Raw genomic sequence first — 26099 nt, forward strand, 5'->3', positions numbered from 1 at the left:
CCGCGCCGGTCAGCCACCGGCGTCAGTGCAGCACGGCCACCGCTACCCGGCGGCCGCCGCCGTAGGCATACAGCGTGAGCGTGCCGATCCGGTTGTCTCCCTTGGCATCGAAAGAGACTGGGCCGGTCAGGCCGACGAACGAGTTCGCCGCCAATGCCGAACGATAACGGGCAGGATCGCTCGATCCCGCGCTTTGCATGGCTTGCACCAGCGCCTGAACGGCATCGTAGGTATACGGCGCATAGAGCAGCACCGGAACGCCGAAGCGCTGGCTGAACCTCTCCGCGAACGCCTTCATCGCGGGTCGATACTCGTCGTCGATGCCGCCCGCCTCGCCACACAACACGGAGTCGTTGGCAACTTGCGCTCCGGCAAGCGCGATCAGCTCCAGAGTGCATATGCCATCACCGCCCATGAACTTTGCGTTGACGCCAGCCTGCCTCAGCTGCCGCAATAACGGCCCCGCCACAACATCCATGCCGCCATAGAAGACGACATCGGGCTCCACGGCTTTGACCTGCGCGACCAGTGAAGAAAATGATGTCGCATACTGATTCACGGTGTCCCGGCGGATCACCGTTCCACCCGCTGTCGTCACGCCAGCCGCGAAGGAGTCGGCCACGCCGCCGCCATAGGCCGTCTGATCGTCGATGATCGCGATCCTCTTGCCTTTGGCCACCTCGACGGCGTAGCGTCCCAGCATCTGGCCCAGCCGCTGATCGTCGGCCAACATGCGGAACGCGGTGTTGAAGCCCAGGCGGGTGTACCGCGGATTGGTCGCGCTTGGAGAAAGCTGCACGATGCCCGCGTCGCGGTAGATCTTTGCCGCCGGAATGGTCGTGCCGGAATTCAGATGGCCCACCACGCCGTTCACACGCAGACCGACCAGACGTTGCGCAACCCGAACGCCGGTCATTGGGTCACCCGCGTCGTCCTGCGGCACCAGTTCGAACTTCGCTAGCTTCTCGCCGATGCGAAGGCACTTTGCATTGAGATCCTCGACGGCAAGGCGCGCGCCGTTCTCGTTGTCGCGCCCCAAGTGGGCAATGGGCCCTGTCAGCGGTGCGACATGGCCGATCCTGACGTTCAGCACGCCGGCCGCGGGCCGCTCGCATCCCGGCTGGGCCGCGGTGTCGACCACCGCATCCGACTGTGGCAAGGGCAGGAGCGGCGGCACGGCGGACACGGCTGGTGACGCGCCGGGCACATCGCCTTCCACACCACGAACATAGAAGTTGACGCCCGCGAGGAAGCGATCAGTGGCCGAAGCGCCAGCCTCCAGTACCACCCGCCCACGGTTGTCGGCCAGAGGGCTCTTCCAGATCTGCAGCGAACCATCTCGCAGTTGCTGCTTCGCCTGTTCGATGCGCTCGCGCACATCGGCCGGGACATCATCGGCCAGCGATACGAGGTCGATGGCGCCTTCCTTCACCCCCCACCAGCTGCTCCCGGAGATCCATGTGCCATTGAGTTGCTCGCGCACCGCCTTGATGTAGTAGGGCGACCAGTCGACAACGCTGGACGCGAGGTGCGCCTTGGGCGCGTAGGCCTTCATGTCCGAGTCCCAGCCGATGGCGCGCTTGCCGTTGCGCTCCGCCGTCTCCAGCACGGCGGACGAATCCGTGAGCTGGAGCAATGTGTCGGCGCTGCCATCGATGAGTGTCTGCGCCGCACGCGCCTCTACCCGCGGGTTGAACCAGGAATTGATCCACTGGACCTTCACGCGCACGGAAGGATTGACCGTTTGCGCACCCATGGTGAATGCGTTGATGTTCCGGATGGCCTCGGGAATGGGGATCGGAGCGACCACCCCCAGCGTGTTCGATGACGTCATCCGGCCCGCGAGAATCCCGGCGAGATAGGCGCCTTCATAGGTACGAGCGTCGTAGGTGCGCAAGTTGCGCTCGGTCTTGAAGCCCGTGGCATGTTCGAACCGGACCATCGAGGGATAGGCCTGGGCCGCGCGACGCGCGGGCTCCATGTAGCCGAACGCCGTGGCAAAGATCAGTTTGTGTCCGCGCTCCACCAGTTGCCTGAACACGCGATCGGCAGTTTCGTCCTCGGGCACGCTCTCCACCTTGGTAGTGACCACCAGAGGCCCGAACTCGCGCTCCACCGCCTTGCGAGCCAATTCATGCTGGAAGGTCCAGCCACCGGTTCCGACCGGTCCGACGTAGACGAAACCTACCTTCAGGGGCTGGCGGACTGTCAGCAACGGCAACTCGGAGGCAGCGGATACTTCGAAGCCGCGCGACGGGGTGGCCCCCAGCGTCAGCTGGGCCAGCGCGCAGGCCGAGGTTGTCATGGCGGCCAGGAAAGCCACAGCGCGTCGTACCGACGCGGTCCACATCTTTTTCATCAGGGTTGATCCTTCCGCTGCATGGCGTCGAAGCCGCCTGCTCTTGAGGTCGATGGTCATGGGTAGATGGTCAGGCAGAGCTGGAACTGTGCTTCGGTGAACGCACTGGCGTTCCCGCTGCCTGGCTTCATCAGCAGGTAGGTGTCCCGCGTCAGGCGCCTGATGACCCCTTCGGGCAAGCCTCCGGCCGAGCTGTTGCGCTGCAGCAGCTGAGAAGATGCCTGCTCCGCGTCGAGACCGCCTTCGGATTTCATCCAGAGCAACTCGAAGAGGATCGCCTGCTCCTTGTAGCAACGGACGGTCTTCAGATACTCATGCCGCTCAGTGGACGTAGCAGCCATGCAGTCGTGGAAGATTTGCGCGGCCATCTCGGCGCTGTTGGCGTACCGCCCCGACCTGCGGTCGCCAAGGTATTTGCGCGCTTCGACCTGGTCCGCCATCGTGCCGCCCACGAGGTCGGTCACCAGCAGGTCAAGCCTTGCGTCCGAGTTCTGGGCGATCGTGACGACATCGACGAGCCACGGCTTCTTGGCTTTGGCATAGCAGGCACGAAATGCGGCCGATGCCTCCGGCGGATTTGCGGCCCCCTGCGCACGAGTTGGTGGCGCGGAGCAAGCGGCTGTCAGCACGAGGGCGGCCACTGATGCCAGCAGCGCCACCATCTGCCAGAGCCCGAGACTGCCCAGCGTACGGCCGATCGGACGGAAATCTGCAGTTCGGCCGATCTGGCGACAGACAAGTTTTCTTCCCCGGACGATCTGCATCGCCTCCCCCTCTTTCGTTGCTTCGTTCGGTCACGGTTTGTGACACCCGCACCATCTGCCGCGAATTCTAGGGAGCCTGTAAGCAGATATGCCGCAAATTGACAACGGCGTTGCGGTGCCGCATCACAGCCAATCCAAAGACTACGGATATCGGTGATACCGCCCCGCATTGCGGATGCCTAGCATTCCTTGAAGCCATTCGGAACAGCACTTCAGGGAGCGCACCAGGCAGGGATGCCCCAGTTCAGCGAGACCACCATGCCCAAAGGAATCCCCAACCCCGCAGCCATGTACGGCATCTACCCCCGCAGCTGGGGCTACGAGGTGTCGATCGTGCGAAACGGAAAGCGCTACTTCCAGCAGTTCGGCCGCGCCAGCTACGGCGGCGACGAGCAGGCGCTGCGCCAGGCGCAGGACTGGCGCGACGGCGTGGTGCGCAGCGTGCCGCCGGTGCCGCGGCGCACGCGGGCCGAGAAGCTGCGGGTCAACAACACCACCGGCGTGTCGGGCGTTTTCTGCCAGGTCGCGCCGGGCGGCAGGGTGCGGGCCTGGGTCGCCAAGACCTACATCGGGCAGGACGAGATCCTGCGCACCGACTTTCCCGTGAATTCGATGGGCGAAGCGGCGCAGGCGCTGGCCATCGAGGAGCGGGCGCGGCAGCTCGACCGCATGGACGGGCTGGCGAAGCTGCATCCGGCGGAGGAGACCATCCGCACGAGCCCGCCGGCCTTCGCGGCCGAGACGCTCCAGCCCAAGCGCTCGAAGTCGGAGATCAAGCGCAGCACCAATTCGAGCGGGGTGAGCGGCGTGCATTTCAAGGCGCCGAACCCGGGCCATCCTGGCTACTGGCTCGCGATCACCTACACGGCCGGCAGGGGCAGCGTGAGCAAGGCCTTCTCGATCAAGGAGCACGGAGCCGAGCAGGCGAAGCTGATGGCCATCGAGGAGCGCAGGCGCCAGCTCGAAGACAAGATCGCGTTCATGCAAAAGGGCAGCAGCGCCGAGGCCGAAGCACCGCCGCTTTCCATTCCTTTCCTGCTGGAGCAGCCTTCGCAGGCAGTCTCCCTGCAGCACGGCGTGGCCGCCGCCGGGGCGAGGCCGCCGCAGTGAGCGCGCCGATGCGCGGGGCCGGCCCCGTTCGCACGGCGGCCGGCGGACGCGCGCGCCCGGCGCACCTCGCTGAAGATATTTTTCCGCGCTTCGATGTTCGGGTGAATTTGTGGCGGAGCTTCGGCCAGAATAGCTGCGAAAAATGCGCGCCAAAGAGCGATGCGCAAGCCGGGGAGCCCATCGTAGTCAGCTGCAACAGCAAGACTGAGTACGTAAGTAGCAGCATCACGTCGAGAATGCCCAAAGGTATCCCGAACCCGGCAGCCATGTATGGCATCTACTCCAGGTCCTGGGGTTTCGAAGTCTCCATCGTCCGCAACGGCATCCGCCATCACAGGCTGTTCGGCAAGGCCAGCTACGGCGGTTCGGAGCAGGCGCTGCTCCATGCGCAGGACTGGCGCGACCACATCGTGCGCAGCGTGCCGCCGCAGACGCGCAGCGCGCGTGCCGAGAAGCCCCGCGCCAACAACAGCACCGGCGTGACCGGCGTGTTCCACCATCTCGCGCCGGGCGGCCGCGTGCGGGCATGGATGGCCAAGACCTACATCGCGCAGGACGAGATCCTGCGCACCGACTTCTCCGTCGCCGAGCTGGGCGACGACGCACAGGCGCTGGCGATCCAGGAGCGCGCACAGCAGCTCAAGCGCATGACGGGGCTGGCGCGCATCCACCCGGCCGAAGAGGCGATCCGCATGGGGCTGTCGGCCCACGCGGCCGGGCCGCGCACGGCCAAGCGCTCGAAGTCGGAGATCACCCGCCGCAACAACACCAGCGGCGTGAGCGGCGTGCATTTCAAGACGCCCAACCCCAGCCACCCAGGCTACTGGCTGGCCATCACCTACACCGCCGGCAAGGGCAGCGTGAGCAAGGCCTTCTCGGTGAAGACATTCGGCGCGGAGGTGGCGAGGAACATGGCCATCGCCGAGCGCGCCAGCCAGCTCGCCGACAAGCAGCGCGGGGCTGACGAAGAGGAAACAACAACAAGAGGAAAGACCAGGGCGGCGGAGCCGGCACTGCAGCGCAAGCCGCGCGCAAGGACGGCATCCGGCACCGGACGGAACAACGGATGAGCTTATTGCAAGGAATCGGCTTCGCGGAAGCTGCGAAGCCAGGGAGCGGTCGCCCGCACGGAGCGGCCCGCCGATGACACACAGGCAACTGCACCAGCTGCTGCGCGTGGCATCGCACCTGATGGACCAGGCCGCCACGGAAGTGCGCGCCACCGATCTCGGCCCCGTGGACGAGAACATCCAGCGCATCGGCCGCGCGCTGATCGAGGTGATCGAGGTGCAGCGGCGGATCTACGCCGCACAGCCCGAACTGCAGCCCAAGACGCTGGCCGCCACCGCGCGCGAGAGCGACGCCAACCGGCTCTTCACCCAGGTCACGATGGAGGCGCTGGAGCTGGAGGACGCGGGCAACCCCGAGGCGGCGCGCGAGAAGTACACGGAGCTCATCGGCCTGTCGCCCTCGTACCACCACCGCGAGATCGCGCGGGCGGAGATCAGGCGGCTGTCCTGAGCGAGGTGCCGGGTCGCTCGCTCACAGGGCCCTGGCAATCACCTCTTTCATGATCTCGTTGGTGCCGCCATAGATGCGCTGCACCCGCGCGTCGGCGTACATGCGCGCCACCATGTATTCGTTCATGAAGCCGTAGCCGCCGAAGAGCTGCAGGCATTCGTCGACCACGCGGCCCTGGGCCTCCGAGCCCCAGAGCTTGGCCATGGAAGCGGTGGCGGTGTCGAGCTTGCCGGCCACGAGGTCCTCGATGCAGCGGTCGATGAAGGCGCGGCCCACCTTGATCTGGATGGCGATCTCGGCCAGCTTGAACTTGGTGTTCTGGAACTCGGCCACCGGCTTGCCGAAGGCCTTGCGGTCGCGCACATAGTCGAGCGTGGCCTGGTAGGCACCCTCCATCGTGGCCAGTGCGCTCAGGCCGATGATGGTGCGCTCGTAGGGCAGGTCGCTCATGAGCTGGAAGAAGCCCTGCCCCTCCACGCCGCCCAGCAGCGCGTCGGCGCCAACGCGCACGTCGTCGAAGAAGAGCTCGGAGGTGTCCTGCGCCTTCATGCCGATCTTGTCGAGCACGCGGCCCACGCGGAAGCCCTTGCAGCTTTCGGTCTCGACGATGAGGATCGACGTGCCCTTGGCACCCTGCGTCGGGTCGGTCTTGCAAACCACCAGCACCACGCCGGCCAGGAAGCCGTTGGTGATGAAGGTCTTGGAGCCGTTGACGACGTAGCCGCCGTCCTTCTTCTCGGCGCGCGTGCGCACGCCCTGCAGGTCGGAGCCCGCGCCGGGCTCGGTCATGGCGATGGCGCCCACCATCTCGCCGCGCGCCATGCGCGGCAGGTAGTGGCGCTTCTGCTCCTCGGTGCCGTGGTTGAGGAAGTAGTGCGCCACGATGCTGTGCACTGAGGTCGCCATGCCGGTGAGCGCGCGGCGCGACATCTCCTCGTAGAACACGGCCTCGTGGCGGAAGTCGCCACCGGCGCCGCCGTATTCCTCGGGGATGTCGGCGCACAGCAGGCCGAGCGCGCCGGCCTTGCGCCACACCTCGTGGCCCACGTGGCCGCGCTTGCGGGCTTCCTCGTCGTGCGGGAGCACTTCGGTCTCGATGAAGCGCACCACGTTGTCGCGGTACAGCTCCAGGTCTTCGTCGCTCCAGGAGCGGCGGAAATCGATGGCCATGTTGTCTTCCTTTGCTTTCTTTCTCTGACTCTTGCGTCCGGGGCCTCAGCCGACGCGGCGTTCCCTGCCGGCCCAGAAGGGCTCGCGCAGCTGGAACTTCTGCAGCTTGCCGGCCGCCGAGAGCGGCAGCGCGTCGCGGAACTCCACGCTGCGCGGGCACTTGTAGCCGGCGATGTGCTCGCGGCAGTGGGCGATGACGGCATCGGCCTCCAGCGCCATGCCTTCGCGCCGCACGATCACCGCATGCACCCGCTCGCCCCACTTGTCGTCGGGCACGCCGATCACGGCCGACATCAGCACCTGCGGCATCTGCGCGATGGCGTTCTCGACCTCGGCCGAATACACGTTCTCGCCGCCGCTCACGATCATGTCCTTCATGCGGTCGACAACGTAGACGAAGCCCTGCTCGTCCATGTAGCCGCCGTCGCCGGTATGCATCCAGCCACCGCGCAGCGCGGCCTCGGTCTGCTCGGGCTTGTTCCAGTAGCCCTTCATCACCATCGGGCCGCGCGCGACGATCTCGCCGACCTGTCCGGGCGGCAGCTCGTTGTCTTCGCCATCGACGATGCGCACCTCGGCGATGGGCACCGGGGTGCCCGCCGAACGCAACAGGCGGTCGCGATCAGGGCCGGGCAGATGGCAGTGCGGCGACAGCGCGGTGACCACGGGCGACAGCTCCGTCATGCCGTAGACCTGCGCGAAGGCGGCGCCGGGAATGGCGCACATCGCCTGGTCGAGCAACGCCGCGTCGATGGGTGCCGCGCCGTAGAACAGCAGCTGCAGGCTCGACAGGTCGAACTCCGCGAAGCGCGGATGCTCGACCACGCGCTTGATCATGGTCGGCACCATGAACATCTCGGTGATGCGCGCGGACTGCACGGCCTGCAGCACCGCCAGCTCGTCGAACATCGGCAGCACGTGCGTGGGCGTGAGCCGCAGCATGTTCTGGATGGTGGCGCCGCAGCCGGCAACATGGAACATGGGCGCGGCGACGAGGGCCACCGCATTCTGCGCATCGCGCGGCAGCGCCGCCACGGTGCTCAGCGCGTTGATGCAGAGGTTGCCGTGGGTGAGCATCACGCCCTTGGGCTGCCCGGTGGTGCCGCCGGTGTACATGATGGCGGCGAGCTCGTCGGAGTGGTGCGGTGCGTCCTCGACGGGCTCGGCCTGCGCCAGCAGCGCCTCGTAGCCCACCATGCCCTCGGGCACCGCGCCGTCGCCGCAGTAGACCACGGTGCGCAGCGAGGCCGAGAGCTGGCGCAGTGCGGGCACCATCTGCACGAACAGGTCGTCCACCAGCAGGATGCGGGTGTCGCAGTCGTCCAGCGAGTAGGCGACCTCCTTCGGGTTCCAGCGGATGTTGACCGGGTTGATCACGCCGCCGCCCCACCAGGTGCCGAAGAAGTATTCGACGAAGCGGTGCGAGTTGAGGCTCATCATGCCGACGCGGTCGCCGCTGCCCATGCCGAGCTGTTTCAACACGGCGCCCAGGCGCGCGACGCGATCGGCGAGCGTGGCGAAGTCCAGCCGCGTGGCGCCGCAGACGATGGCGGCGGCCTTCGGCTTCTCGCGCCGGCCCTTGTGCAGGGGTTGGGTGAGGAACATGGTTGCTGTCTCCGTTCTCGTTTTCCTTCTTCAAGCTCCGCACAGGGGCGCGATGGCTTCCGCCGCCACGCCCCAGCGACGCAGCACCGTCGGGCCGTCGTCGCGCGCCGCGGGCTGCGGCACCACGGGCGCGGTGCGGCTGAAGCGCGGCGCCGGCGCGGGCTGCACCACGCCGCCCACGTTGGCGAAGGTGCCGCGCGCCACGTTGTGCGGGTGCTCCGGGGCCTCGTCCCAGTCGAGCACGGGCGCGAAGCAGGCGTCGCTGCCTTCGAGCAGCACGCACCACTCGTCGCGCGTGCGGGTGCGGAACACGTCGGCCATGCGCAGCTTCAGCATCGGCCAGCGGTCGGCGTCCATCTGCGCGTCGAAGGCGGTGTCGTCGGCGATGCCGCAGCGCTCGCGCAGCAGCGCGTAGAACTGCGGCTCGATGGCGCCCACCGCCACGTACCTGCCGTCGGCGCAGGCGTAGGTGTCGTAGAAGTGCGCGCCGCCGTCGAGCATGTTCTCGCCGCGCTGGTTGCTCCACTGGCCGGCCGACCTGAAGCCGTACATCATGGAAGACAGCAGCGCCGCGCCGTCGGTCATGGCGGCGTCGACCACCTGTCCCTGGCCCGAGCCCTTGGCCTCGTGCAGCGCGGCGAGGATGCCGAAGGCCAGCAGCATCGCACCGCCGCCGAAGTCGCCCACGTAGTTCAGCGGCGGCACCGGCGGCTCGCCCGCGCGGCCGATGGCGTGCAGCGCGCCGCTGATGGCGATGTAGTTGATGTCGTGGCCCGCCGCATGCGCGAGCGGCCCGTGCTGGCCCCAGCCGGTCATGCGGCCATACACCAGCTTCGGATTGCGAGCATGGCATTCGGCCGGCCCCAGGCCCAGCCGCTCCATCACGCCGGGGCGGAAGCCTTCGATGAGCACGTCGGCCCTGGCGATGGCGTCGAGCACCGATTGCGCGGCGCCTTCCGCGCGCAGATCGACCTGCAGCGTGCTGCGCCCGCGCGCGAGGATGTCGTGCGGCGCAGTGCGCGTGCCAGGCCGCTCGATGCGGATCACCTCCGCGCCCATGTCGGCAAAGAGCATCGCGCAGAACGGCCCCGGGCCGATGCCCGCCATCTCGATCACCCGAAGGCCTTGCAGTGGACCAGCCATGGTGCGTCTCCTGTGTGTGGAGGCATCTTGGCGCCGGGCCCACCGCGCCGCATCGTCGAAAGCGACGAATGCGCGGCGCTATGCCATCGCGGCGGCGGCACGCAGCTTCGCCACGCGCCGCAAATGCCACGAAGGCGGGCCGAACTGGCCTTCGATGAGCGTGGCGCGGCGCACGTAGTGGCCCACCGCCAGCTCTTGCGTCATGCCCATGCCGCCGTGCAGCTGCACCGCGCCCTGCCCCACGGCCTTGCAGGCCTTCGCGGCGGCCACCTTGGCGGACGAAACGGCGCGTGCGCGTTCCGGCGCGGATGCCGTGTCGATGGCTTCACCCACGCTGGCGGTGAGCGCCGCCGCCTGCTCCAGTGCCATGTGCATGTCGGCAAACCGGTGCTGCAGCACCTGGAAGCTCGCGATCGGCACGCCGAACTGCCTGCGCTGGCGCACATAGTCGAGCGTGTCGCGCATCAGGCGGCGCATGACGCCGACGGACTCGGCGCAGACGGCGAGCGTGGCTTCGTCGAGCGCCTGTTCGATCTGCGGCAGCGCGGCGCCTTCCGTGCCCAGCAAGGCATCGGCGGGCAGGCGCAGGTCGTCGAGGGCGATGTCGGCTGCGCGGCCGCCGTCGCGCGTCGGATAGGCGCGAAGGCGCAGGCCGGGCGCGTTCTTCGGAACGACGAAGAGCGAGAGGCCGGCACCGCTTCGCGCGCTCAAGAGCAGGTGGCTGGCCCATGGCGCGGCGTGCACCACGGCCTTGCGGCCGTCGAGGCGGAAGGAGCCGTCGGCATCGCGCACGGCTTGGGCCTGTACGTCGGCGCGGTCGTGCCGGCTCTGCGGCTCGGCATGCGCAAAGGCGAGTACGGCGTCGCCGGCGACCACGCGAGCGAGCAGCGCATCGGCCCGCGTGCCGGGGTTGCGCTGCAGCAGGCCGGCGCCGATCACCATCGTCGACAGATAAGGCTCGGCGGCGAGCGCGCCGCCCAGCGTTTCCATCATCGCAAGATGCGCGGCCATGCCGCCGCCGAGGCCGCCCTGCGGCTCGGGCAGTGGCGCGCGCAGCAGGTCGAGATCGGTGGCGAGGCCGCGCCAGAACGGCGGCGGTGCGTCGTCGGCCTTGCGCAGCACGTACAGGCGCTGCTCGAAGCCGTGGTTGTCGTCGAGGTAGCGCGCGAGGCTGTCGCGCAGCATCGCCAGGGTGTCGTCGCGTTCGGTGGTGGCGTTCATGGAGCGGCCTCTCTCAGTTCGCCAGCAGGTGGGCCGCGACGATGTTGCGCTGCACCTCGTTCGAGCCCGCATAGATCGAAGCCGCGCGGTCGTTGAGGTAGGCCGACATCGAGAACACGGCGTCCTCGGGAACGGGCAGCGCGCCACCCTGCAGGCCGTCGTCCAGCGGCAGGTCGGCGGCGGCGTAGTGGGCGGCGATTTCGACGCCCAGCTCGGTCAGCCGCTGGCGCAGTTCGGAGCCCAGCACCTTGCCCATCGACGGGCGGATGCCGTGCGGCTCGCCGCGGGCCTGCGCGCGCAGCGATTGCAGCTCGGTGGCCTCGAGCGCGTCGATGGCGCATTCGGCTTCGGCCAGGCGCAGGGCCATGTCGTCGGCCTCGTGCGGGTCGCCCACCGCGAGGGCCGCGTCGGCAGCTTGCTGCAGGCGGCGCAGGCGCGCGCGCAGCATCGGCGCCCACGCGCCGCCGCGCTCGTGCTGCAGCAGGTACTTGGCGATGGTCCAGCCCTGGTTCTCCTCGCCGATGAGCCCCTCGGCCGGCACGCGCACGTCGTCGAAGAACACCTGGTTGAGCTCGTGGTCGCCCGAGATGCTGATGATCGGCCGGATGGTGATGCCCGGCGCCGGGATGTCGAAGCACAGGAAGCTGATGCCCTGCTGCGGCTTGCCGCCCGACGCGGTGCGCACCAGGCAGAACATGCGGTTGGCGTACTGGGCGTGGGTGGTCCAGATCTTGGTGCCGTTGATGACGTAGTGGTCGCCATCTCGCACGGCCTTGCACTGCAGCGAGGCGAGGTCGGAGCCCGACTGCGGCTCCGAGTAGCCCTGGCACCAGTAGTCCTCGCCCGAGCGGATGCCGGGCAGCCAGGCGCGCTTCTGCGCCTCGGTGCCGAAGGCGATGATCACCGGCGCGACCATGCCCGGGCCCATGGGCGCGCGCGCCGGCGCGTCGGCGGCCGCCAGCTCGGCCGAGAAGATGTAGTGCTGCATCGGCGTCCAGCCGGTACCGCCATGCTCCACCGGCCAGTGCGGCACGCTCCAGCCGCGCCTGGCGAGGATGCGGTGCCAGCGGTTGCCGTATTCGTAGTCGCTGAAGATGCCCGAGCTGCGCCGGCCGGCGGCGCGCAGCTCGGGCGTCAGCTCGCGCGCCAGGAAGTCTCGAACCTCGTCGCGGAATGCGGTTTCCGCGGCCGTGAGTGCCCAGGCCATGTGTTTGTCGTCTCCATTCGGGATGCTGCGGCGAGTGTGATGCCGGCGGGGGCCGGTGGCATCGTCGGATCGGACGAACGTGGTTTGGCCGCCAGCGACCTACGGATTCCAGTGGACTTTTGTTTTCATCCGGGATAGTCCGATACGCCGCCGCGCCGCTTCCTGTTTCAATCTGCCGGGGAGTCGTTCCGGGCGCAGAAAAATGCGCCGCGCTGAAGGAGCACCGCAGTGAGCACTGTCATTCCCGGCTTCCCGCACGCCAGCGTCGAGCGGCTGTGCGACTACGAACTGTCGGAACCGCCTGCCGCCGCCTCCACCCTTTTCCAGAACCTGCCGGAAGCCGACGGCCCCGAGAAGCTCGCGCTGGCCTGGTGGCTGTGGATGGACGAGCTGGGCAAGAGCATGTTCAGGCACTACGACGCCTGGCGCGAGCAGCTCGGCCACGCGACGGCGAACGGCCCCGATCGCAAGGGCTGACGACCGGCCGCCAGGCTCAGGCGGCGACGGCTTCGCGCTGCGGCACCGCCTTAGCAGGCACGGGCATGTGCCTGGCCCAGTCGATGATTTCCAGCGTGCCGTCGGCATGCTCGGCCAGCGCCGTGAGGCTTTCGACCCAGTCGCCGTCGTTGCAGTAGAGGATGCCGTCGATGTCGCGCATCTCGGCATGGTGGATGTGGCCGCAGACCACGCCCTGCGCGCCGCGCTTGCTGGCCTCGCGCGCCACGGCCACTTCGAAGTCGCCCACGTAGCTCACGGCCCGCTTGACCTTGCCCTTGAGGTACTTGGACAGCGACCAGTACGGCAGCCCCATGCGCGCGCGCAGCGAGTTGAGGTGGCGGTTGAGCTTGAGCGTGAACTCGTAGAGCGAGTCGCCCACGTAGGCCAGCCACTTGGCGCACTGGATCACGCCGTCGAACAGGTCGCCGTGGATGATCCAGAGCTTGCGGCCGTCGGCCGTCTCGTGGATCCACTCGTCGGCCACGTCGATGCCGCCGAAGTTGTGGTGCAGGTACTTGCGGGCGAACTCGTCGTGGTTGCCCGGGATGAAGATCACGCGCGTACCCTTGCGCGCCTTGCGCAGCAGCTTCTGGATCACGTCGTTGTGCGCCTGCGGCCAGTACCAGTGCCGCTTGAGCTGCCAGCCGTCGATGATGTCGCCGACCAGGAACAGGGTCTCGCACTCGGTGTGCTTGAGGAAATCGAGCAGCGCCCTGGCCTGGCAGCCGGGCGTGCCCAGGTGCAGGTCGGAGATCCAGAGGGTGCGGAATTGCAGTGGCGGACGCCCGCGATCATCGTCCTCGGGGTCGAGGGCCCGGGTCGCGGTGTCGCGCCATGCGCGAAGGAAAGCGTCGTCGCGTTGCATGGCCGGGTAGGCTCCCACCGCCGGGTGACCATACGATGGCGTCCCCGTGACATCCCGATGACTTGTCGCAGTGCAGCAACGCACAATCGCGCGATGCGACCTGGCCAGATCATCGTTCTAGCGACCCCTGTCTTCTTCCTGCTGATGGGGATCGAATTCGCGGTCGGCCGCGCGCGCGCCCGCCGTGGCACGGGACAGGACACCTACCGCCTCGCCGACGCCGTCAACAGCGTCGGGCTGGGCATGCTGAGCCAGATCAGCGCGGTGCTCACCGGCCTTCTGCGCATCGGCATCTACACGGCCGTGTACTCGTCGATCGCGCTCTTTCCGCAGGAAGCAGCGAAGGAGTTCTGGACCGCCTGGTACGGCTGGCTGCTGGCGCTCGTGTTCTACGACTTCTGCTACTACTGGCTGCACCGCATGGGCCACGAGTCGGCCGTGCTGTGGGCCGCGCACGTGGTGCACCACCAGAGCCAGCACTACAACCTCTCGACCGCGCTGCGCCAGACCTCCAGCGGCGCGCTGCTGGGCTGGATCTTCTACCTGCCGATGGCGGTGGCGGGCGTGCCGCCGCTGGTGTTCGTCGTGGTGTCGCTCGTCGACCTGCTCTACCAGTTCTGGGTGCACACCGAGCAGGTGGGCAGGCTGGGCTGGTTCGACCGCTGGTTCTGCTCGCCCTCCAACCATCGCGTGCACCATGCGGTGAACGACCGCTACCTCGACCGCAACTACGGCGGCGTGCTGATCGTGTGGGACCGCATGTTCGGCACCTTCCGCGAGGAAGACGAGCGCTGCGTCTACGGCACGCGCGGCGGGCTGGGTAGCTGGGACCCGCTGTGGGCCAACGCCGAGGTCTACTGGGCGCTCGCGAAGGATTCATGGCACGCGCGCAGCTGGGCCGACAAGCTGCGCGTATGGATCAGGCCGCCGGGCTGGCGGCCGGCCGACGTGGCGGCGCGCTTTCCGAAGCCGCCCTTCGACATCGCGAAGGTGAGGCGCTACGAACCGGTGGTGAGCCCCGGCGTGCAGTGGTTCGCGGGCATCCAGTTCCTGCTGCTGGTCGGGTTCGCGGTGGTGTTCCTGTGGTTCTCCGACCTCCTGCCGCTGCCGCATTCGGCCGTGTGGCTGGCCGCGCTGACGGCCATGCTGTGGGCGATCGGCGGCGTTCTGCAGGGGCGGCTGACTGTCACGGAGGTGCTGCTGATCGAGGCCTGCGCGCTCGCCACGGCCAGCGCGGCACTGGGAATCGGCTGGCTGCACTACCTGTTCAAGCCGCTGGCGCTGTCGATCGCGATCTTCCTCGCGGCCCGGCGGGCGCTTTCGGCCGGCCCGATCACCGGCTTCGATGGCCTGCTGCTGGCGGGCCTGGTCGCCTCGCTGGCAGGCGACGTGCTGCTGATGGGGCCGGGCGGGATGTTCGTGCCGGGCCTCGTGTGCTTCCTGCTGGCCCACCTCGCCTACATCGCGCTGTTTCGCATCGGCGTGGGCCTGTTCCCGCGGCCGGGGGCGCTGGCGGCCGCGCTGTTGGTCGGCGCGGGGATGTACGCCTTTCTCTGGCACGGCGGGCTGCCTGCGGCGCTGCGGATCCCGGTCGGCGCCTACGTAGTGGTGATCGCCTGCATGGCGGCGCAGGCCATCGGGCGCGCCGCGGTGCTGCACCGGGCCGACCCATCGGCCCCATGGGTGGCGGTGGGCGCGTGCTTCTTCATGCTGAGCGACTCGCTGCTGGCAACCAACAAGTTCGTGGCGCCATTGCCGCTGGCGCAGCTGTGGGTGCTGGCGACGTACTACGCGGCGCAGGTGCTGATCGTGCGGCACGCCCGGCCCAAGGCCTGACTTCGGCTCGCTCGCTCCCCGCTGGACCTAATCCGCGCAGCGCTGGATTTCCACCGTCGAGTGGCGGATCTCCTCGTGCATCGAGAAGCAGGCCCGCACCTCGTCGGCGGTGAGCGTCGGCGAGTGGGTCACCACCGTGAGCGCGCAGGCATACGCGTCGCGGCCCACGCGCCAAACGTGCAGGTCGGCCACGCGGGTTTCGGAGTCGGCCAGCAGGGTCTCGACGCCTTCCCTGATCTCCTGCGTGACGGGGTGGTCCATCTCGCGGTCGAGCAGCACCTTGCCGGTTTCCTTCAGCAGCCCCTTGGCCCAGACCGCCACCAGCACCGCGCCGACGATGCCCATGGCCGGGTCGAGCCAGGCCCAGCCGTAGAACCAGCCGCCCAGCAGCGCCGCGATGGCGAGCACCGAGGTGGCGGCGTCGGCCACGACGTGCAGGTAGGCCGAGCGCAGGTTCAGGTCGTGGCCATGGTGGTCGTGATGGCCGTGCCCATGGTGATCGTGCGCATGGCCGTGGTCGTGCCCGTGATGGTGATGCGCCCCGCCCAGCAGCCGCGCGCAGACCAGATTGACCACCAGCCCCAGCACCGCCACCGCGATCGCTTCGGGGTAATGGATGGCCGAGGGCGACCACAACCGCTCCAGCGAGCCCACCACCATCAGCGCCGCCACACCCAGCAGCGCCAGCGCGCTCGCGAAGCCGCCGAGCACCTCGATCTTCCAGGTGCCGAAGGCGAAGCGCGGGTCGCGCGCGTAGCGGCGCGCGGCGGCGTAGGCGAAGGCGCTCAGCCCGATGGCCAGCGCGTGCGAGCTCATGTGCCAGCCGTCGGCCAGGAGCGCCATCGAGTTGAACCACCAGCCGGCGCCGATCTCGACGACCATCATCGCGAAGGTGATCCACATCACCAGGCGCGTGCTGCGCTCGGCGGAAGAGGTGTCCGCGCCGAAATGGTGGTCGTGCTGCCAGGCGCTCAGGTCATGGGTGTGCATGGAATTCAGGCTCCAAAGAGATCGGGACCGTCGGCGCGGCCCGAAGGCGGCGCCACGCCCAGGTGGCGGTAGGCGGCCAGCGTGGCGATGCGCCCGCGCGGGGTGCGCTGCAGGTAGCCCTGCTGGATGAGGTAGGGCTCGATCACGTCCTCGATGGTGTCGCGCTCCTCGCCGATGCTGGCGGCCACGTTGTCGAGCCCCACCGGGCCGCCGTCGAAGCGGTGGATGACGGCCTCCAGCAGCTTGCGGTCCATCAGGTCGAAGCCCTGCGGATCGACGTCGAGCATGGCCAGCGCACGGTGGGCGATGTCTTCGGTGATGCGGCCGGTGCCCTTGACCTCGGCGTAGTCGCGCACGCGGCGCAGCAGGCGGTTGGCGATGCGGGGCGTGCCGCGCGAGCGGCGGGCGATCTCGAAGCCGCCGGCCGGGTCGGCCTCAACCTTGAGCAGGCCGGCGCTGCGGTGCACGATCAGCGCCAGCTCCTCGGGCGTGTAGAACTCCAGCCGCGCGACGATGCCGAAACGGTCGCGCAGCGGGTTGGTCAGCATGCCGGCGCGGGTGGTCGCGCCCACCAGCGTGAAGGGCTGCAGGTCGAGCTTGATGCTGCGCGCCGCGGGGCCCTCGCCGATCATGATGTCGATCTGGTAGTCCTCCAGCGCGGGGTACAGGATTTCCTCGACGACCGGGCTCAGCCGGTGGATCTCGTCGATGAAGAGCACGTCGTTCGGCTCCAGGTTGGTCAGCAGCGCCGCCAGGTCCTTGGGCTTCTCGAGCACGGGGCCGGAGGTCTGGCGCAGGTTCACGCCCAGTTCGGCGGCGATGATGTGCGACAGCGTGGTCTTGCCCAGGCCCGGCGGGCCGAAAAGCAGCACGTGGTCGAGGGCTTCCTGCCGCTTGCGCGCGGCGCCGATGAAGATCTCGAGCTGCTCGCGGACCTTGGCCTGGCCGACGTATTCGTCGAGCAGCTTGGGGCGCAGGGCCCGTTCGATCGCCTCCTCGTTGGGCGAAGCGGGGGCTGCGGACACCACGCGTTGGGGAGCGGGCGCGAAATCGTCTGTCTGGATGGTCATTTGCTGGGGGTGTGCGACTACAAGTTTAGTCCCGAGCGCCGCGCCGGGCCGCCCCAAGCAAGCGAGCGCCCCCTCGGGGGGCAGCGAGGACACGCAGTGCCGAGCGTGGGGGCCTGTTCTTCGCTGGCAGAATGCTTCGGCCATATAACGAACGAGGGGAAGCCAGCACGTGTCGATCTACGAACTGAAGCCGCGTTTCCAGGCCCTGCTGCGGCCTCTGGTGATCCGGCTGCATGCGATGGGCGTCACCGCCAACCAGGTCACGCTGGCGGCATGCGCGGTATCGGTGGCGCTCGGACTCTGGCTCTTCTTCGCGGCGCCCTCGCTGGCGGCCTTCGGGCTCATCCCGCTGTGGATGTTCCTGCGCATGGCCTTCAACGCCATCGACGGCATGCTGGCGCGCGAGCACAACCAGCAGAGCAAGCTGGGCGCCTTCCTCAACGAACTGACCGACGTGGTCTCCGACGCGGCGCTGTACCTGCCTTTCGCGCTGGTCCAGCCCTTCGGCGGCTTCTGGGTCGGCACCGTCATCGTGCTGGCCGGGCTGAGCGAATTCGCCGGCGCGCTGGGCCCCACCGTGGGCGCCTCGCGCCGCTACGACGGCCCGCTGGGCAAGAGCGACCGGGCCTTCGTGTTCGGCGCGCTCGGCCTGTACGTGGCGCTGGGCGGGCCGCTGCCGGGCTGGACGGCCTGGCTGATGCCGCTCGTGGCCGCGCTCGTGGCCTGGACCATCACCAACCGCATCCGCCGGGCGCTGGCGGAGGCAGACGACAAGAATCAGACAGGGACTCAATGACGAACACCACTCCACGCATCGCCGAGGAACTCCACTTCCAGACGCACGACGGCGAATCGCTCTTCTATCGCCGCTGGCCCGCCACGGGGGCCGCGCGGCGCGGCGCCGTGCTGCTTTTCCACCGCGGCCACGAGCACGGCGCGCGCATGGCGCACCTGGTCGACGAGCTCGACCTGCCAGACTTCGACTTCTACGCCTGGGACGCCCGCGGCCACGGCCGCTCGCCCGGCCAGCGCGGCTACAGCCCCAGCTTCGGCACTTCGGTGCGCGACGTGCAGACCTTCGTGCAGCACATCGGCGCGGTGCACGGCGTGCCCGAGCAGGACATCCACGTGGTCGCGCAGAGCGTGGGCGCGGTGCTGATCGCCACCTGGGCGCACGACTACGCGCCCAAGGTGCGCGGCCTCGCGCTCGCCTCGCCGGCCTTCAAGGTCAAGCTCTACGTGCCCTTCGCGCGGCCCGGCCTGGCGCTTATGCACAAGCTGCGCGGCCTGTTCTTCGTCAACAGCTACGTGAAGGCGAAGTTCCTCACGCACGACCCGGAGCGCATCGCCAGCTACGAAAGCGACCCGCTCATCAGCCGGCCGATCGCCGTCAACATCCTGCTGGGCCTGTACGAGGCGGCCGAACGCGTGGTGGCCGACGCCAACGCGATCACGCTGCCGGTGCAGCTGCTCATCTCGGGCGCCGACTGGGTGGTGCATCACAAGCCGCAGCACCAGTTCTTCGAGCGGCTGGGCAGCGCCGTGAAAACCAAGACCGAGCTGCCGGGCTTCTTCCACGACACGCTGGGCGAGAAGGACCGCGCGCCGGCCGTGGCGCAGATCCGCGAATTCATCCTGCAGCGCTTCGACGAGCCGGCCGTGCCGGTGGACCGCCGCGAGGCGCACCTCAGCGGCGAGACGGCCGAGGAGTCGCGCGCGCTGGCCGAGCCGCTGTCGCCCCTGTCGCCGCGCGGCGCCTACTGGGCCATGACGCGCGCCGGGTTGAAGCTGGGCGGCACGATGTCCGAGGGCATCAGGCTGGGCCACGAAACCGGCTTCGACTCCGGCAGCACGCTCGACTACGTCTACCGCAACCATCCGCAGGGCAGCTCGTTCATCGGCCGCTCCATCGACAAGACCTACCTGGAATCGATCGGCTGGCGCGGCATCCGCCAGCGCAAGATCCACGTCGAGGAGCTGCTGCGCATCGCGATGGAGCGGCTGGCCGAGATGCACCGCGAGGTGCGCCTGATGGACATCGCCGCCGGCCACGGCCGCTACGTGCTCGACGCGGTGCAGGCCAGCCCGGTGAAGGCCAGTTCGATCCTGCTGCGCGACTACAGCGACATCAACGTGCGCGACGGCCGCGCGCTCATCGCCGAGAAGGGCCTGGAGGACATCGCCCAGTTCGTGCAGGCCGACGCCTTCGACCGCATGAGCCTGGCCAGCGTGACGCCGAGGCCCACGCTGGCCGTGGTGTCGGGCCTGTACGAGCTCTTCCCCGACAACGAGATGGTGCGCCGCTCGCTCGCGGGCGTGGGCGACGCGGTGGAAGACCGCGGCTACCTGGTCTACACCGGCCAGCCCTGGCACCCGCAGCTCGAGATGATCGCGCGCGCCCTCACCAGCCACCGCCAGGGCGAGGCCTGGGTGATGCGCCGCCGCACGCAGCACGAAATGGACCAGTTGGTGGAAGAAGCGGGCTTCCGCAAGATCGACCAGCGGGTCGACGAGTGGGGCATCTTCACGGTGTCGCTGGCGGTGCGCGTCACGCAATGACGACCGCCCCGCCGGCACGACGGCCCTGGAAGCGCGCAGCCGCCTGGCTGGTGCTGCTGGGGCCGCTGTTCTACGCGACCTACGGCTTCGCCAACTGGTGGGCCACCACGCGCGCCAACGTACCGTCGATGGCCTTCGAATGGGAGCGGCACGTGCCGTTCTGGCCGTGGACCATCTTCCCGTACTGGACGATCAACGCCTTCTACGCGCTGTCGCTCTTCCTCGCGCGCAGCAAGCATACGCTCGACCGTCATGCGCTGCGGCTGCTGACGGCCACCATCGTCGCCTGCACCTGCTTCGTGCTGTGGCCGCTGCACTTCAGCTTCGGGCAGCCGCCGGTCGACGGGGCGCCGGCCTTCCTGTTCAACGCGCTGCGCGGTTTCGACCAGCCCTTCAACCAGGCGCCCTCGCTGCACATCGCGCTGGCGGTGATCCTGTGGGACTGGTATCGCCAGTTCCTGAAGCCGCTGTGGGCGCGGCTGGTGCTGCATGTGTGGGCCTTCGCCATCTGCGCGTCAGTGCTCACGACCTGGCAGCACCACTTCATCGACATTCCGACCGGTGCGCTGCTCGGCATCTTCTGCGTGTGGCTGTGGCCGCTGGAGCGCGTGGTGGCCATGCCGCGCGCCTGGCGCACCACCCGCGATCCGCAGCGCTGGAAGCTGGCCGGTTTCTACGCGGTGGGCGCGGCGCTGTTCCTGGCGGCGGCGCTTTACGGCGGCGGCATCGCGCTGTGGCTCGCCTGGCCGGCCGCCTCGCTGGCGCTGGTGGCGCTGAACTACGCGGGCTTCGGCGCGCGCGGCTTCCAGATGGACGGCCATGGCCGCATGGCCTGGGTGGCGCGGTGGATGCTCGCGCCCTACCGGCTCGGCGCCGCCATCAACGCCTGGCTCTGGACGCGCAGCCTGCCGGCCTCGGTCGAGATCGTGCCGGGCCTGCGGCTGGGCCGCCGGCCCACGCGCGCCGAATGGCTGGCGGCCGGCCGGCCCCGGCTGGTGAGCCTGTGCGCCGAGTTGCAACTGCCCGCCGGCGTGCCGCACGCGCGCTGCGTACCCATCCTCGACCTGACGGTGCCGCCCACCGTGCGCCTGCAGCGCGCGGCGGCCGTCATCGAAGGCCAGCGCAGGAACGCGGACGGTGCCACAGTGTGGGTCTGCTGCGCGCTCGGCTTCTCGCGCAGCGCGGCGGCGGTGATCGCCTGGCTGGGCCGCTACGGCGCGGCCGGTGGCGTCGCCCAGGCCGAGGACACGGTGCGCCGGGCACGGCCGCAGATCGTGCTGCGGGATGCGTGGCGGGTCTCCCTGGAGCCGTTCAAGCCCTTGCCGGAGGTGCCGCCCCATGACCGATGACAACGACAGAACCACCTGCGCCGCGCTCGCGGCGCTGCTGCGCGCCATGGCGCTGCTGGCCCTCTGGGGCTTCGCGCTCACCTGCATCTCGGCGCTGGTGCTCGCGCTGACGCTGCGTTCGCTCTCCACCACCGCCACCATGGGCTTCGGCGCGGTCGTCATCCTCGGCGCGCTGGAGCGCTACTTCGCGTTCCGCCTGCGCTTCGACGAGGCGCTGTTCGACGGCCTGGCGCGCAACACCGTCGCCTCGCTCGAGGCGCTCGACCGCGCGCTCTCGACCCTCGGGCTGCGCGAGCCACCGCCTTCGCAGCATGCGCCCCGCCCGCTCGACGACCGCGTGCAGGGCACCCGCCAGCTCATGCAGCGCCACGCCATCGTGGTGGCCTGCCAGAGCGCCTTGTTCCTACTAGCCTTGATGACACAGGACTTGTCATGACTCTCCCCCAGGCTTGCCCACTGTGTGTGGCCTCCTCCCCCCTCGCCGGGGGCCGCACCGGCGGCCCGGCAAAGCCAGTTCCGCGGTGCGCACCGAACCAGGCATTCACGCCGGAGGCGACGCTTTGAGCGATAGCACAGACAAGCCCGAAAGCACCGTGCTGCGGCGCGGGCTCGCCATCGTGGCGGGCAAGCTCATCATCGGCGCGGCCGGGCTGCTGACCGGCGTGCGCGCCATCTGGTCGGGCACCACGCCCAAGGCCGAGCAGACGCTGTACTTCGCCAACCACACCAGTCACGGCGACTTCGTGCTGCTGTGGGCCACCCTGCCGCCCGACCTGCGCGCGCTGACGCGGCCCGTGGCGGGGCAGGACTACTGGATGGCCTCGAAGCTGCGGCAGTTCATCGGCATCGACGTGTTCAACGCGCTGATGATCCGCCGCGACGGCTCGGGCCAGGGCGAGAACCCGGTGGAGCAGATGAAGCAGGCACTGGACGCCGGCGACTCGCTCATCATGTTCCCCGAGGGCACGCGCAACACCGGCGACGAGATCCTGCTGCCCCTGAAGAGCGGCCTCTTCCACCTGGCGCGCGCCTGCCCCAACGTGCGGCTGGTGCCGGTGTGGATCGAGAACCTCAAGCGCGTGCTGCCCAAGGGCACGCTGGTGCCGATTCCGCTGGCGTGCACGGTGCGCTACGGCGCGCCGATCTCGCTGGCAGAGGGCGAGGACAAGACCAGCTTCATTGCCCGCGCTCGCGCCGCCATGCTCGACCTGCGGCCCGAGTACGACCGCATCGAGGAGAACGGACAAGCCGGAAACAACAACACGGGGACCGCCGCATGATCGAGCTCTCTCCCTTCGCGTGGACCACGCTCAAGCTCTTCGGCGGCGTGGCCGGCGTGCTGGTGCTGGCCTCGGCCATCGGCGCGCTGCTCAAGTGGAAGGTGGCGCACGGCCAGCCGCACTCGGTGATCGACAACCTCAACTCGCGCGTCAACGCGTGGTGGGTGATGGTGGCGGTGATCGGCATCGCCTTCGCCTTCGGCAAGGGCGGCGTGATCATCCTGTTCTACCTGATCTCGTTCTACGCGCTGCGCGAGTTCATCAGCCTGGCCTACACGCGCCGCGGCGACCATGCGCCGATCGCGCTGGCCTTCTACCTCGCGCTGCCGGGGCAGTACTTCCTGATCTGGATCGACTGGTACGGGCTCTACGCCATCTACATCCCGGTCTACGCCTTCCTGCTGCTGCCCATTCTGGCGGCGGTGGGCGGCGACACGCGGCGCTTCCTGGAGCGCACCTCGAAGATCCAGTGGGGGCTAATGGTGTGCGTGTTCTGCATCAGCCACGTGCCCGCGCTGCTCACGCTGCAGATTCCGGGCTTCGAGGGCCGCAACCTGCTGCTGATCGCCTTCCTCGTGATCGTGGTTCAGGGCAGCGACGTGCTGCAGTACGTGTGGGGCAAGCTCTTCGGCAAGCGCAAGGTGGCGCCCGAGCTCTCGCCCTCCAAGACATGGGAAGGCCTGGTCGGCGGCGTGGCCAGCGCCACCGCGCTGGGCGCGGCGCTGTACTGGGCCACGCCCTTCAACCCATGGCAGGCGGCGCTGATGGCGCTCACCATCTGCCTCATGGGGTTCTTCGGCGGCCTCGTGATGTCGGCCATCAAGCGCGACCGCGGCGTGAAGGACTGGGGCTCGATGATCGAGGGCCATGGCGGCATGCTCGACCGGCTCGACTCGGTGATCTTCGCGGCGCCCATCTACTTCCACGCGCTGCGCTACTGGTGGGTGCCATGAGCAAGGCGCAAGAGCAAGAAGAGCGCGTCGTGCACGAGGCGCCCCTGGAGTGCGCCAACGCAGCCGCGTGGGCGCGCTGGCTCAGGCGCCACCACGCCAGCGCCGCCGGAATATGGCTGCGCATCGCGAAGAAGGACAGCGGCATCGCCTCCGTCGACTACGCCGCCGCGCTCGAAGAAGCGCTGTGCTGGGGCTGGATCGACGGCCAGCGCAGGAGCGACGACGCGCAGTACTTCCAGCAACGCTTCACGCCACGCACCAAGCGCAGCATCTGGTCGCAGATCAACCGCGCCAAGGTGCTCAAGCTCATCGAGGAAGGCCGCATGCAGCCGGCCGGCCATGGCGAGATCGAACGCGCCAAGGCCGACGGCCGCTGGGAGGCGGCTTACGAGGGCGTCAGCGCCGCGACGGTGCCGCCCGACCTGCAGGCCGCGCTCGACGCCAACAAGAAGGCCGCGAAGTTCTTCGCCACGCTCGATTCGCGCAACCGCTTCGCGGTGCTGTTCCGCACCCAGGGCGCGAAGAAGCCCGAGACCCGCGCGCGGCGCATCGCGCAGTTCGTGGAGATGCTCGCCAAGGGCGAGAAGATCCACCCCTGAGCCTCATCCGGCTCCTCCTCAGGTGCCGGCGGCGATGCGCGCCAGCCGGTCCGCATCGACGATGCGGATGCGCTTGTAGCGCATGTCGATGGCGCCCTCTTCAACCAGGCGCCCCAGTTCCTTGTTGATGGTCTGGCGCGAGAGGCCGAGCATGGCCGCCAGATCGTTCTGCGACAGCCGTACCAGCGGGCCCTCGGCGTCCTCCGCGGTTCCAGGACCCTGCCCGCCGTAGAAGTGGACCAGGCTCATCAGCGTGGCCGCCACACGCCCGTGGATCGAGTTGAGCATCTGGTTCTGCAGCAGCACGATGCTCAGCCGCTGGCGCTGCAGACCCAGCTTGGCCACGTCGCGCCACAGCACCGGCTCGGCGTCGAGCACCGCGATCACCGCGTCGCTGGGCAGGTGGACGATCACCGAATCCTCGTGCGCGTGGTAGTCGTAGGCCAGCGGAACGTCTTCCAGCAGCCGCACCAGCGGCGCCACCTGCCCCGGGCCCAGCAGTGCGTTGACGTACTTGCGGCCGTTGGCGCTCATGCTGCTGATCTCGAGGCAGCCGGACACCACCACCAGCAGTTCGCGCCGGTGGCGGTCGTGCGCGAGCACCTGCGTGCGCCGGCTGTAGCGCTCCATGCGCGCGGACTTCATGAGCTCGGTGCGGCGCGCGTCGGGCCAGCGCGAGAACAGCTCGTTCCAGCGCAGTGCGCGCTCGATAAGCGCGGCGCTCTCTTCGGCGTTCCTGGGGGTGGAGCGGGGCGATCGGGTCAGCGGGTTCTCCCTGCCGTGATGTTCATGAATCTGTCAAAGCGTTGACAGATTCGGGAGGGCGTCATTTCTATCGTAAGCACCGGACATCCACAAGCACACAAGCGGCACCGCCATGCATCCGCATGCGGCAAGCCCTACCGGAGACAAGCAGCACATGAAGAAGACAGCCGCCGCCGGCCTCGCGCTGGCGGCCTACTCCTCGCTCACCCTGGCCCAGAGCAGCGTGACCATCTACGGCACGGTCGACCTCTACATGGCCTTCGCCAAGTCGGGCATCACCTCGTCGAAGCGGCTCGAAGATGGCGGCCAGACCGCGTCGCGCCTGGGCTTTCGCGGCACCGAAGACCTCGGCGGCGGGCTCAGCGCGCACTTCACGCTCGAAAGCGGCTTCGCGCCCGACACCGGCAACGGCACGCTGCCCGGGCCGGCCATGTCGTTCAGCCGGCAGTCCTTCGTCGGCCTGTCGGGGCCGTGGGGGCAGATCGACGCGGGCCGCATGTACACGCCGATGTTCTACACGCTGTTCAAGGCCGACCCGTACGGCGTGAACTCGGTGTTCTCGCCGATCAACCTGGTGGCCGCCACCGACGCGCAGCCGGGCCTCACGCCCTTCGCGGCCCGCGCGAGCAACATGGTGCGCTACCGCACGCCGGCCAGCAGCGACTTCTTCGCCGACATCGCCTACGCACCCGGGGAATCGAGCGCGCCCAGCCACCAGAGCGGCAACTTCTACGGCGGCAGCCTCGGCTGGTCGCGCAAGCCCTACTACATCGCCTATGCGTTCCAGCGCGCGCGCTCCGGCTCGGCCGCCGCGCCCGTGGCCGAACCGGCCACCACCACCTACCAAGCACTGAGCGGCGCCTACGAGCTGCCGGACGCCGGGCTGCAGTTCTATGCCAACTACGTGCGCAACAGCTCGAACCTGCCGCGCGTGCCCACGGCGAAGCTCGCGAGCCTGGGCGTCACCTACAACGTGACGCCCGCCTCGAACCTGATGTTCGAGGCCATGCAGCGCAAGGTGGACGACACCGGCCGCTCGCAGCTCGCGTGGACGCTGGGCTACGACTACTACCTGAGCAAGCGCACCGTGCTCTATGCGCGCTGGCTGCGCCTGCTCAACCGGCACGGTGCCTCGGCCTCGCTCGCGACCATCGCCGTCGCGCCCGACAGCGGCGCCGGCGTGCGCGTGCTCGCCGCCGGCATCCGCCACAACTTCTGAAACCGCTCCTCTTTCC

General features: G+C 68.8%; 24 protein-coding genes and 1 pseudogene. 13 read left to right on the forward strand and 12 right to left on the reverse strand.

What is annotated here, in order from left to right:
• Positions 1 to 22: 22 nt before the first annotated feature.
• The 3 genes and pseudogenes from ABL838_RS27360 to ABL838_RS27370 form a co-directional block, all read right to left on the reverse strand.
• Positions 23 to 1219 carry a branched-chain amino acid ABC transporter substrate-binding protein gene (locus ABL838_RS27360; RefSeq protein ID WP_418125918.1) on the reverse strand — a complete coding sequence of 399 codons (1197 nt, stop codon included), beginning with the start codon at positions 1217 to 1219 and terminating at the stop codon, positions 23 to 25.
• A pseudogene (locus ABL838_RS27365) lies at positions 1199 to 2350 on the reverse strand (BMP family ABC transporter substrate-binding protein); the annotation flags it as partial. The pseudogene ABL838_RS27365 and the gene ABL838_RS27360, both read right to left, overlap by 21 nt.
• A 65-nt stretch (positions 2351 to 2415) precedes the next feature.
• The gene (locus ABL838_RS27370) at positions 2416 to 3123 is read right to left on the reverse strand and encodes a hypothetical protein (RefSeq protein ID WP_418122784.1); all 708 of its coding nucleotides are present in this window, start codon (positions 3121 to 3123) and stop codon (positions 2416 to 2418) included.
• Positions 3124 to 3381: 258 nt separating this feature from the next.
• Between ABL838_RS27370 and ABL838_RS27375 the strand changes: the two genes are divergently transcribed.
• The 3 genes from ABL838_RS27375 (at position 3382) to ABL838_RS27385 (ending at position 5754) form a co-directional block, all read left to right on the forward strand.
• Positions 3382 to 4233 carry an AP2 domain-containing protein gene (locus ABL838_RS27375; protein WP_418122786.1) on the forward strand — a complete coding sequence of 284 codons (852 nt, stop codon included), beginning with the start codon at positions 3382 to 3384 and terminating at the stop codon, positions 4231 to 4233.
• A 236-nt stretch (positions 4234 to 4469) separates the two neighbouring features.
• Positions 4470 to 5303, forward strand: a complete 834-nt coding sequence (locus ABL838_RS27380) for an AP2 domain-containing protein (RefSeq protein WP_418122788.1) — start codon at positions 4470 to 4472, stop codon at positions 5301 to 5303.
• Positions 5304 to 5376: 73 nt separating this feature from the next.
• Positions 5377 to 5754 (forward strand): hypothetical protein, encoded by a 378-nt coding sequence (locus ABL838_RS27385; RefSeq protein WP_418122790.1) that lies wholly within the window; start codon positions 5377 to 5379, stop codon positions 5752 to 5754.
• Positions 5755 to 5775: 21 nt separating this feature from the next.
• Here the strand turns inward: ABL838_RS27385 and ABL838_RS27390 are convergent, their stop codons facing one another.
• The 5 genes from ABL838_RS27390 to ABL838_RS27410 all read right to left on the reverse strand — a co-directional run bounded on the left by ABL838_RS27390 (position 5776) and on the right by ABL838_RS27410 (position 12100).
• A complete protein-coding gene (locus ABL838_RS27390; RefSeq protein ID WP_418122791.1) occupies positions 5776 to 6924 on the reverse strand; it encodes an acyl-CoA dehydrogenase family protein in 1149 nt (382 codons plus the stop codon).
• 45 nt (positions 6925 to 6969) lie between these two features.
• The gene (locus ABL838_RS27395) at positions 6970 to 8529 is read right to left on the reverse strand and encodes a long-chain-fatty-acid--CoA ligase (protein WP_418122793.1); all 1560 of its coding nucleotides are present in this window, start codon (positions 8527 to 8529) and stop codon (positions 6970 to 6972) included.
• A 30-nt stretch (positions 8530 to 8559) separates the two neighbouring features.
• Positions 8560 to 9672 carry a CaiB/BaiF CoA transferase family protein gene (locus ABL838_RS27400; protein WP_418122796.1) on the reverse strand — a complete coding sequence of 371 codons (1113 nt, stop codon included), beginning with the start codon at positions 9670 to 9672 and terminating at the stop codon, positions 8560 to 8562.
• Positions 9673 to 9750: 78 nt separating this feature from the next.
• Positions 9751 to 10893 (reverse strand): acyl-CoA dehydrogenase family protein, encoded by a 1143-nt coding sequence (locus ABL838_RS27405; RefSeq protein ID WP_418122797.1) that lies wholly within the window; start codon positions 10891 to 10893, stop codon positions 9751 to 9753.
• Between the two features lie 13 nt (positions 10894 to 10906).
• Complete coding sequence (locus ABL838_RS27410) at positions 10907 to 12100, reverse strand: acyl-CoA dehydrogenase family protein (protein WP_418122799.1); 1194 nt, start codon at positions 12098 to 12100, stop codon at positions 10907 to 10909.
• Positions 12101 to 12328: 228 nt separating this feature from the next.
• On the opposite strand from ABL838_RS27410, the gene ABL838_RS27415 reads away from it, so the two are divergent.
• On the forward strand, positions 12329 to 12577 hold the full coding sequence (locus ABL838_RS27415; protein WP_418122801.1) for a hypothetical protein: 249 nt from the start codon (positions 12329 to 12331) through the stop codon (positions 12575 to 12577).
• Between the two features lie 16 nt (positions 12578 to 12593).
• On the opposite strand, the gene ABL838_RS27420 is transcribed toward ABL838_RS27415, so the two are convergent.
• Entirely contained in the window at positions 12594 to 13463 is an 870-nt protein-coding gene (locus ABL838_RS27420; RefSeq protein ID WP_418122803.1) for a UDP-2,3-diacylglucosamine diphosphatase, read from the reverse strand.
• Positions 13464 to 13556: 93 nt separating this feature from the next.
• On the opposite strand from ABL838_RS27420, the gene ABL838_RS27425 reads away from it, so the two are divergent.
• Positions 13557 to 15299 carry a lysoplasmalogenase family protein gene (locus ABL838_RS27425; RefSeq protein ID WP_418122805.1) on the forward strand — a complete coding sequence of 581 codons (1743 nt, stop codon included), beginning with the start codon at positions 13557 to 13559 and terminating at the stop codon, positions 15297 to 15299.
• A 27-nt stretch (positions 15300 to 15326) separates the two neighbouring features.
• Here the strand turns inward: ABL838_RS27425 and dmeF are convergent, their stop codons facing one another.
• Both dmeF and ruvB read right to left on the reverse strand, forming a co-directional pair.
• Positions 15327 to 16289: a CDF family Co(II)/Ni(II) efflux transporter DmeF gene (dmeF, locus tag ABL838_RS27430; protein WP_184640854.1), complete on the reverse strand. Its 963-nt coding sequence runs from the start codon at positions 16287 to 16289 to the stop codon at positions 15327 to 15329.
• Between the two features lie 5 nt (positions 16290 to 16294).
• On the reverse strand, positions 16295 to 17359 hold the full coding sequence (gene ruvB, locus ABL838_RS27435; protein WP_369660747.1) for a Holliday junction branch migration DNA helicase RuvB: 1065 nt from the start codon (positions 17357 to 17359) through the stop codon (positions 16295 to 16297).
• 169 nt (positions 17360 to 17528) lie between these two features.
• On the opposite strand from ruvB, the gene ABL838_RS27440 reads away from it, so the two are divergent.
• The 7 genes from ABL838_RS27440 to ABL838_RS27470 all read left to right on the forward strand — a co-directional run bounded on the left by ABL838_RS27440 (position 17529) and on the right by ABL838_RS27470 (position 24099).
• Positions 17529 to 18155, forward strand: coding sequence for a CDP-alcohol phosphatidyltransferase family protein (locus tag ABL838_RS27440; protein WP_126023673.1), 627 nt, complete (start codon positions 17529 to 17531; stop codon positions 18153 to 18155).
• Positions 18152 to 19918 (forward strand): bifunctional alpha/beta hydrolase/class I SAM-dependent methyltransferase, encoded by a 1767-nt coding sequence (locus ABL838_RS27445; protein ID WP_418122808.1) that lies wholly within the window; start codon positions 18152 to 18154, stop codon positions 19916 to 19918. Before ABL838_RS27440 ends, ABL838_RS27445 begins: the two co-directional genes overlap by 4 nt.
• The gene (locus tag ABL838_RS27450; protein ID WP_418122810.1) at positions 19915 to 21267 is read left to right on the forward strand and encodes a phosphatase PAP2/dual specificity phosphatase family protein; all 1353 of its coding nucleotides are present in this window, start codon (positions 19915 to 19917) and stop codon (positions 21265 to 21267) included. The genes ABL838_RS27445 and ABL838_RS27450 overlap by 4 nt, the downstream gene beginning before the upstream one ends.
• Complete coding sequence (locus ABL838_RS27455; RefSeq protein ID WP_418122812.1) at positions 21257 to 21703, forward strand: hypothetical protein; 447 nt, start codon at positions 21257 to 21259, stop codon at positions 21701 to 21703. The genes ABL838_RS27450 and ABL838_RS27455 overlap by 11 nt, the downstream gene beginning before the upstream one ends.
• Positions 21704 to 21827: 124 nt before the next feature.
• Positions 21828 to 22547: a lysophospholipid acyltransferase family protein gene (locus tag ABL838_RS27460; protein WP_418117994.1), complete on the forward strand. Its 720-nt coding sequence runs from the start codon at positions 21828 to 21830 to the stop codon at positions 22545 to 22547.
• Positions 22544 to 23500 carry a phosphatidate cytidylyltransferase gene (locus tag ABL838_RS27465; RefSeq protein ID WP_418122814.1) on the forward strand — a complete coding sequence of 319 codons (957 nt, stop codon included), beginning with the start codon at positions 22544 to 22546 and terminating at the stop codon, positions 23498 to 23500. Before ABL838_RS27460 ends, ABL838_RS27465 begins: the two co-directional genes overlap by 4 nt.
• Positions 23497 to 24099 (forward strand): YdeI/OmpD-associated family protein, encoded by a 603-nt coding sequence (locus tag ABL838_RS27470; RefSeq protein WP_418122816.1) that lies wholly within the window; start codon positions 23497 to 23499, stop codon positions 24097 to 24099. The genes ABL838_RS27465 and ABL838_RS27470 overlap by 4 nt, the downstream gene beginning before the upstream one ends.
• Positions 24100 to 24117: 18 nt before the next feature.
• On the opposite strand, the gene ABL838_RS27475 is transcribed toward ABL838_RS27470, so the two are convergent.
• Positions 24118 to 24744: a Crp/Fnr family transcriptional regulator gene (locus ABL838_RS27475; RefSeq protein WP_418122818.1), complete on the reverse strand. Its 627-nt coding sequence runs from the start codon at positions 24742 to 24744 to the stop codon at positions 24118 to 24120.
• Between the two features lie 274 nt (positions 24745 to 25018).
• Between ABL838_RS27475 and ABL838_RS27480 the strand changes: the two genes are divergently transcribed.
• The gene (locus ABL838_RS27480; RefSeq protein ID WP_126023679.1) at positions 25019 to 26083 is read left to right on the forward strand and encodes a porin; all 1065 of its coding nucleotides are present in this window, start codon (positions 25019 to 25021) and stop codon (positions 26081 to 26083) included.
• The last annotated feature ends 16 nt before the right edge of the window (positions 26084 to 26099 follow it).

The organism is Variovorax sp. 160MFSha2.1, from assembly GCF_048305075.1.
GTDB classification, from domain to species: domain Bacteria; phylum Pseudomonadota; class Gammaproteobacteria; order Burkholderiales; family Burkholderiaceae_C; genus Variovorax; species Variovorax guangxiensis.

Excerpts from the sequence above, each read along its gene's own strand:
- ABL838_RS27370 (WP_418122784.1), bottom strand. The coding sequence starts at position 3,123 with ATGCAGATCGTCCGGGGAAGAAAACTTGTCTGTCGCCAGATCGGCCGA.
- ABL838_RS27375 (WP_418122786.1), top strand. The coding sequence starts at position 3,382 with ATGCCCAAAGGAATCCCCAACCCCGCAGCCATGTACGGCATCTACCCC.
- ABL838_RS27380 (WP_418122788.1), top strand. The coding sequence starts at position 4,470 with ATGCCCAAAGGTATCCCGAACCCGGCAGCCATGTATGGCATCTACTCC.
- ABL838_RS27385 (WP_418122790.1), top strand. The coding sequence starts at position 5,377 with ATGACACACAGGCAACTGCACCAGCTGCTGCGCGTGGCATCGCACCTG.
- ABL838_RS27390 (WP_418122791.1), bottom strand. The coding sequence starts at position 6,924 with ATGGCCATCGATTTCCGCCGCTCCTGGAGCGACGAAGACCTGGAGCTG.
- ABL838_RS27395 (WP_418122793.1), bottom strand. The coding sequence starts at position 8,529 with ATGTTCCTCACCCAACCCCTGCACAAGGGCCGGCGCGAGAAGCCGAAG.
- ABL838_RS27400 (WP_418122796.1), bottom strand. The coding sequence starts at position 9,672 with ATGGCTGGTCCACTGCAAGGCCTTCGGGTGATCGAGATGGCGGGCATC.
- ABL838_RS27405 (WP_418122797.1), bottom strand. The coding sequence starts at position 10,893 with ATGAACGCCACCACCGAACGCGACGACACCCTGGCGATGCTGCGCGAC.
- ABL838_RS27410 (WP_418122799.1), bottom strand. The coding sequence starts at position 12,100 with ATGGCCTGGGCACTCACGGCCGCGGAAACCGCATTCCGCGACGAGGTT.
- ABL838_RS27420 (WP_418122803.1), bottom strand. The coding sequence starts at position 13,463 with ATGCAACGCGACGACGCTTTCCTTCGCGCATGGCGCGACACCGCGACC.
- ABL838_RS27425 (WP_418122805.1), top strand. The coding sequence starts at position 13,557 with ATGCGACCTGGCCAGATCATCGTTCTAGCGACCCCTGTCTTCTTCCTG.
- dmeF (WP_184640854.1), bottom strand. The coding sequence starts at position 16,289 with ATGCACACCCATGACCTGAGCGCCTGGCAGCACGACCACCATTTCGGC.
- ruvB (WP_369660747.1), bottom strand. The coding sequence starts at position 17,359 with ATGACCATCCAGACAGACGATTTCGCGCCCGCTCCCCAACGCGTGGTG.
- ABL838_RS27445 (WP_418122808.1), top strand. The coding sequence starts at position 18,152 with ATGACGAACACCACTCCACGCATCGCCGAGGAACTCCACTTCCAGACG.
- ABL838_RS27450 (WP_418122810.1), top strand. The coding sequence starts at position 19,915 with ATGACGACCGCCCCGCCGGCACGACGGCCCTGGAAGCGCGCAGCCGCC.
- ABL838_RS27455 (WP_418122812.1), top strand. The coding sequence starts at position 21,257 with ATGACCGATGACAACGACAGAACCACCTGCGCCGCGCTCGCGGCGCTG.
- ABL838_RS27465 (WP_418122814.1), top strand. The coding sequence starts at position 22,544 with ATGATCGAGCTCTCTCCCTTCGCGTGGACCACGCTCAAGCTCTTCGGC.
- ABL838_RS27470 (WP_418122816.1), top strand. The coding sequence starts at position 23,497 with ATGAGCAAGGCGCAAGAGCAAGAAGAGCGCGTCGTGCACGAGGCGCCC.
- ABL838_RS27475 (WP_418122818.1), bottom strand. The coding sequence starts at position 24,744 with ATGAAGTCCGCGCGCATGGAGCGCTACAGCCGGCGCACGCAGGTGCTC.
- ABL838_RS27480 (WP_126023679.1), top strand. The coding sequence starts at position 25,019 with ATGAAGAAGACAGCCGCCGCCGGCCTCGCGCTGGCGGCCTACTCCTCG.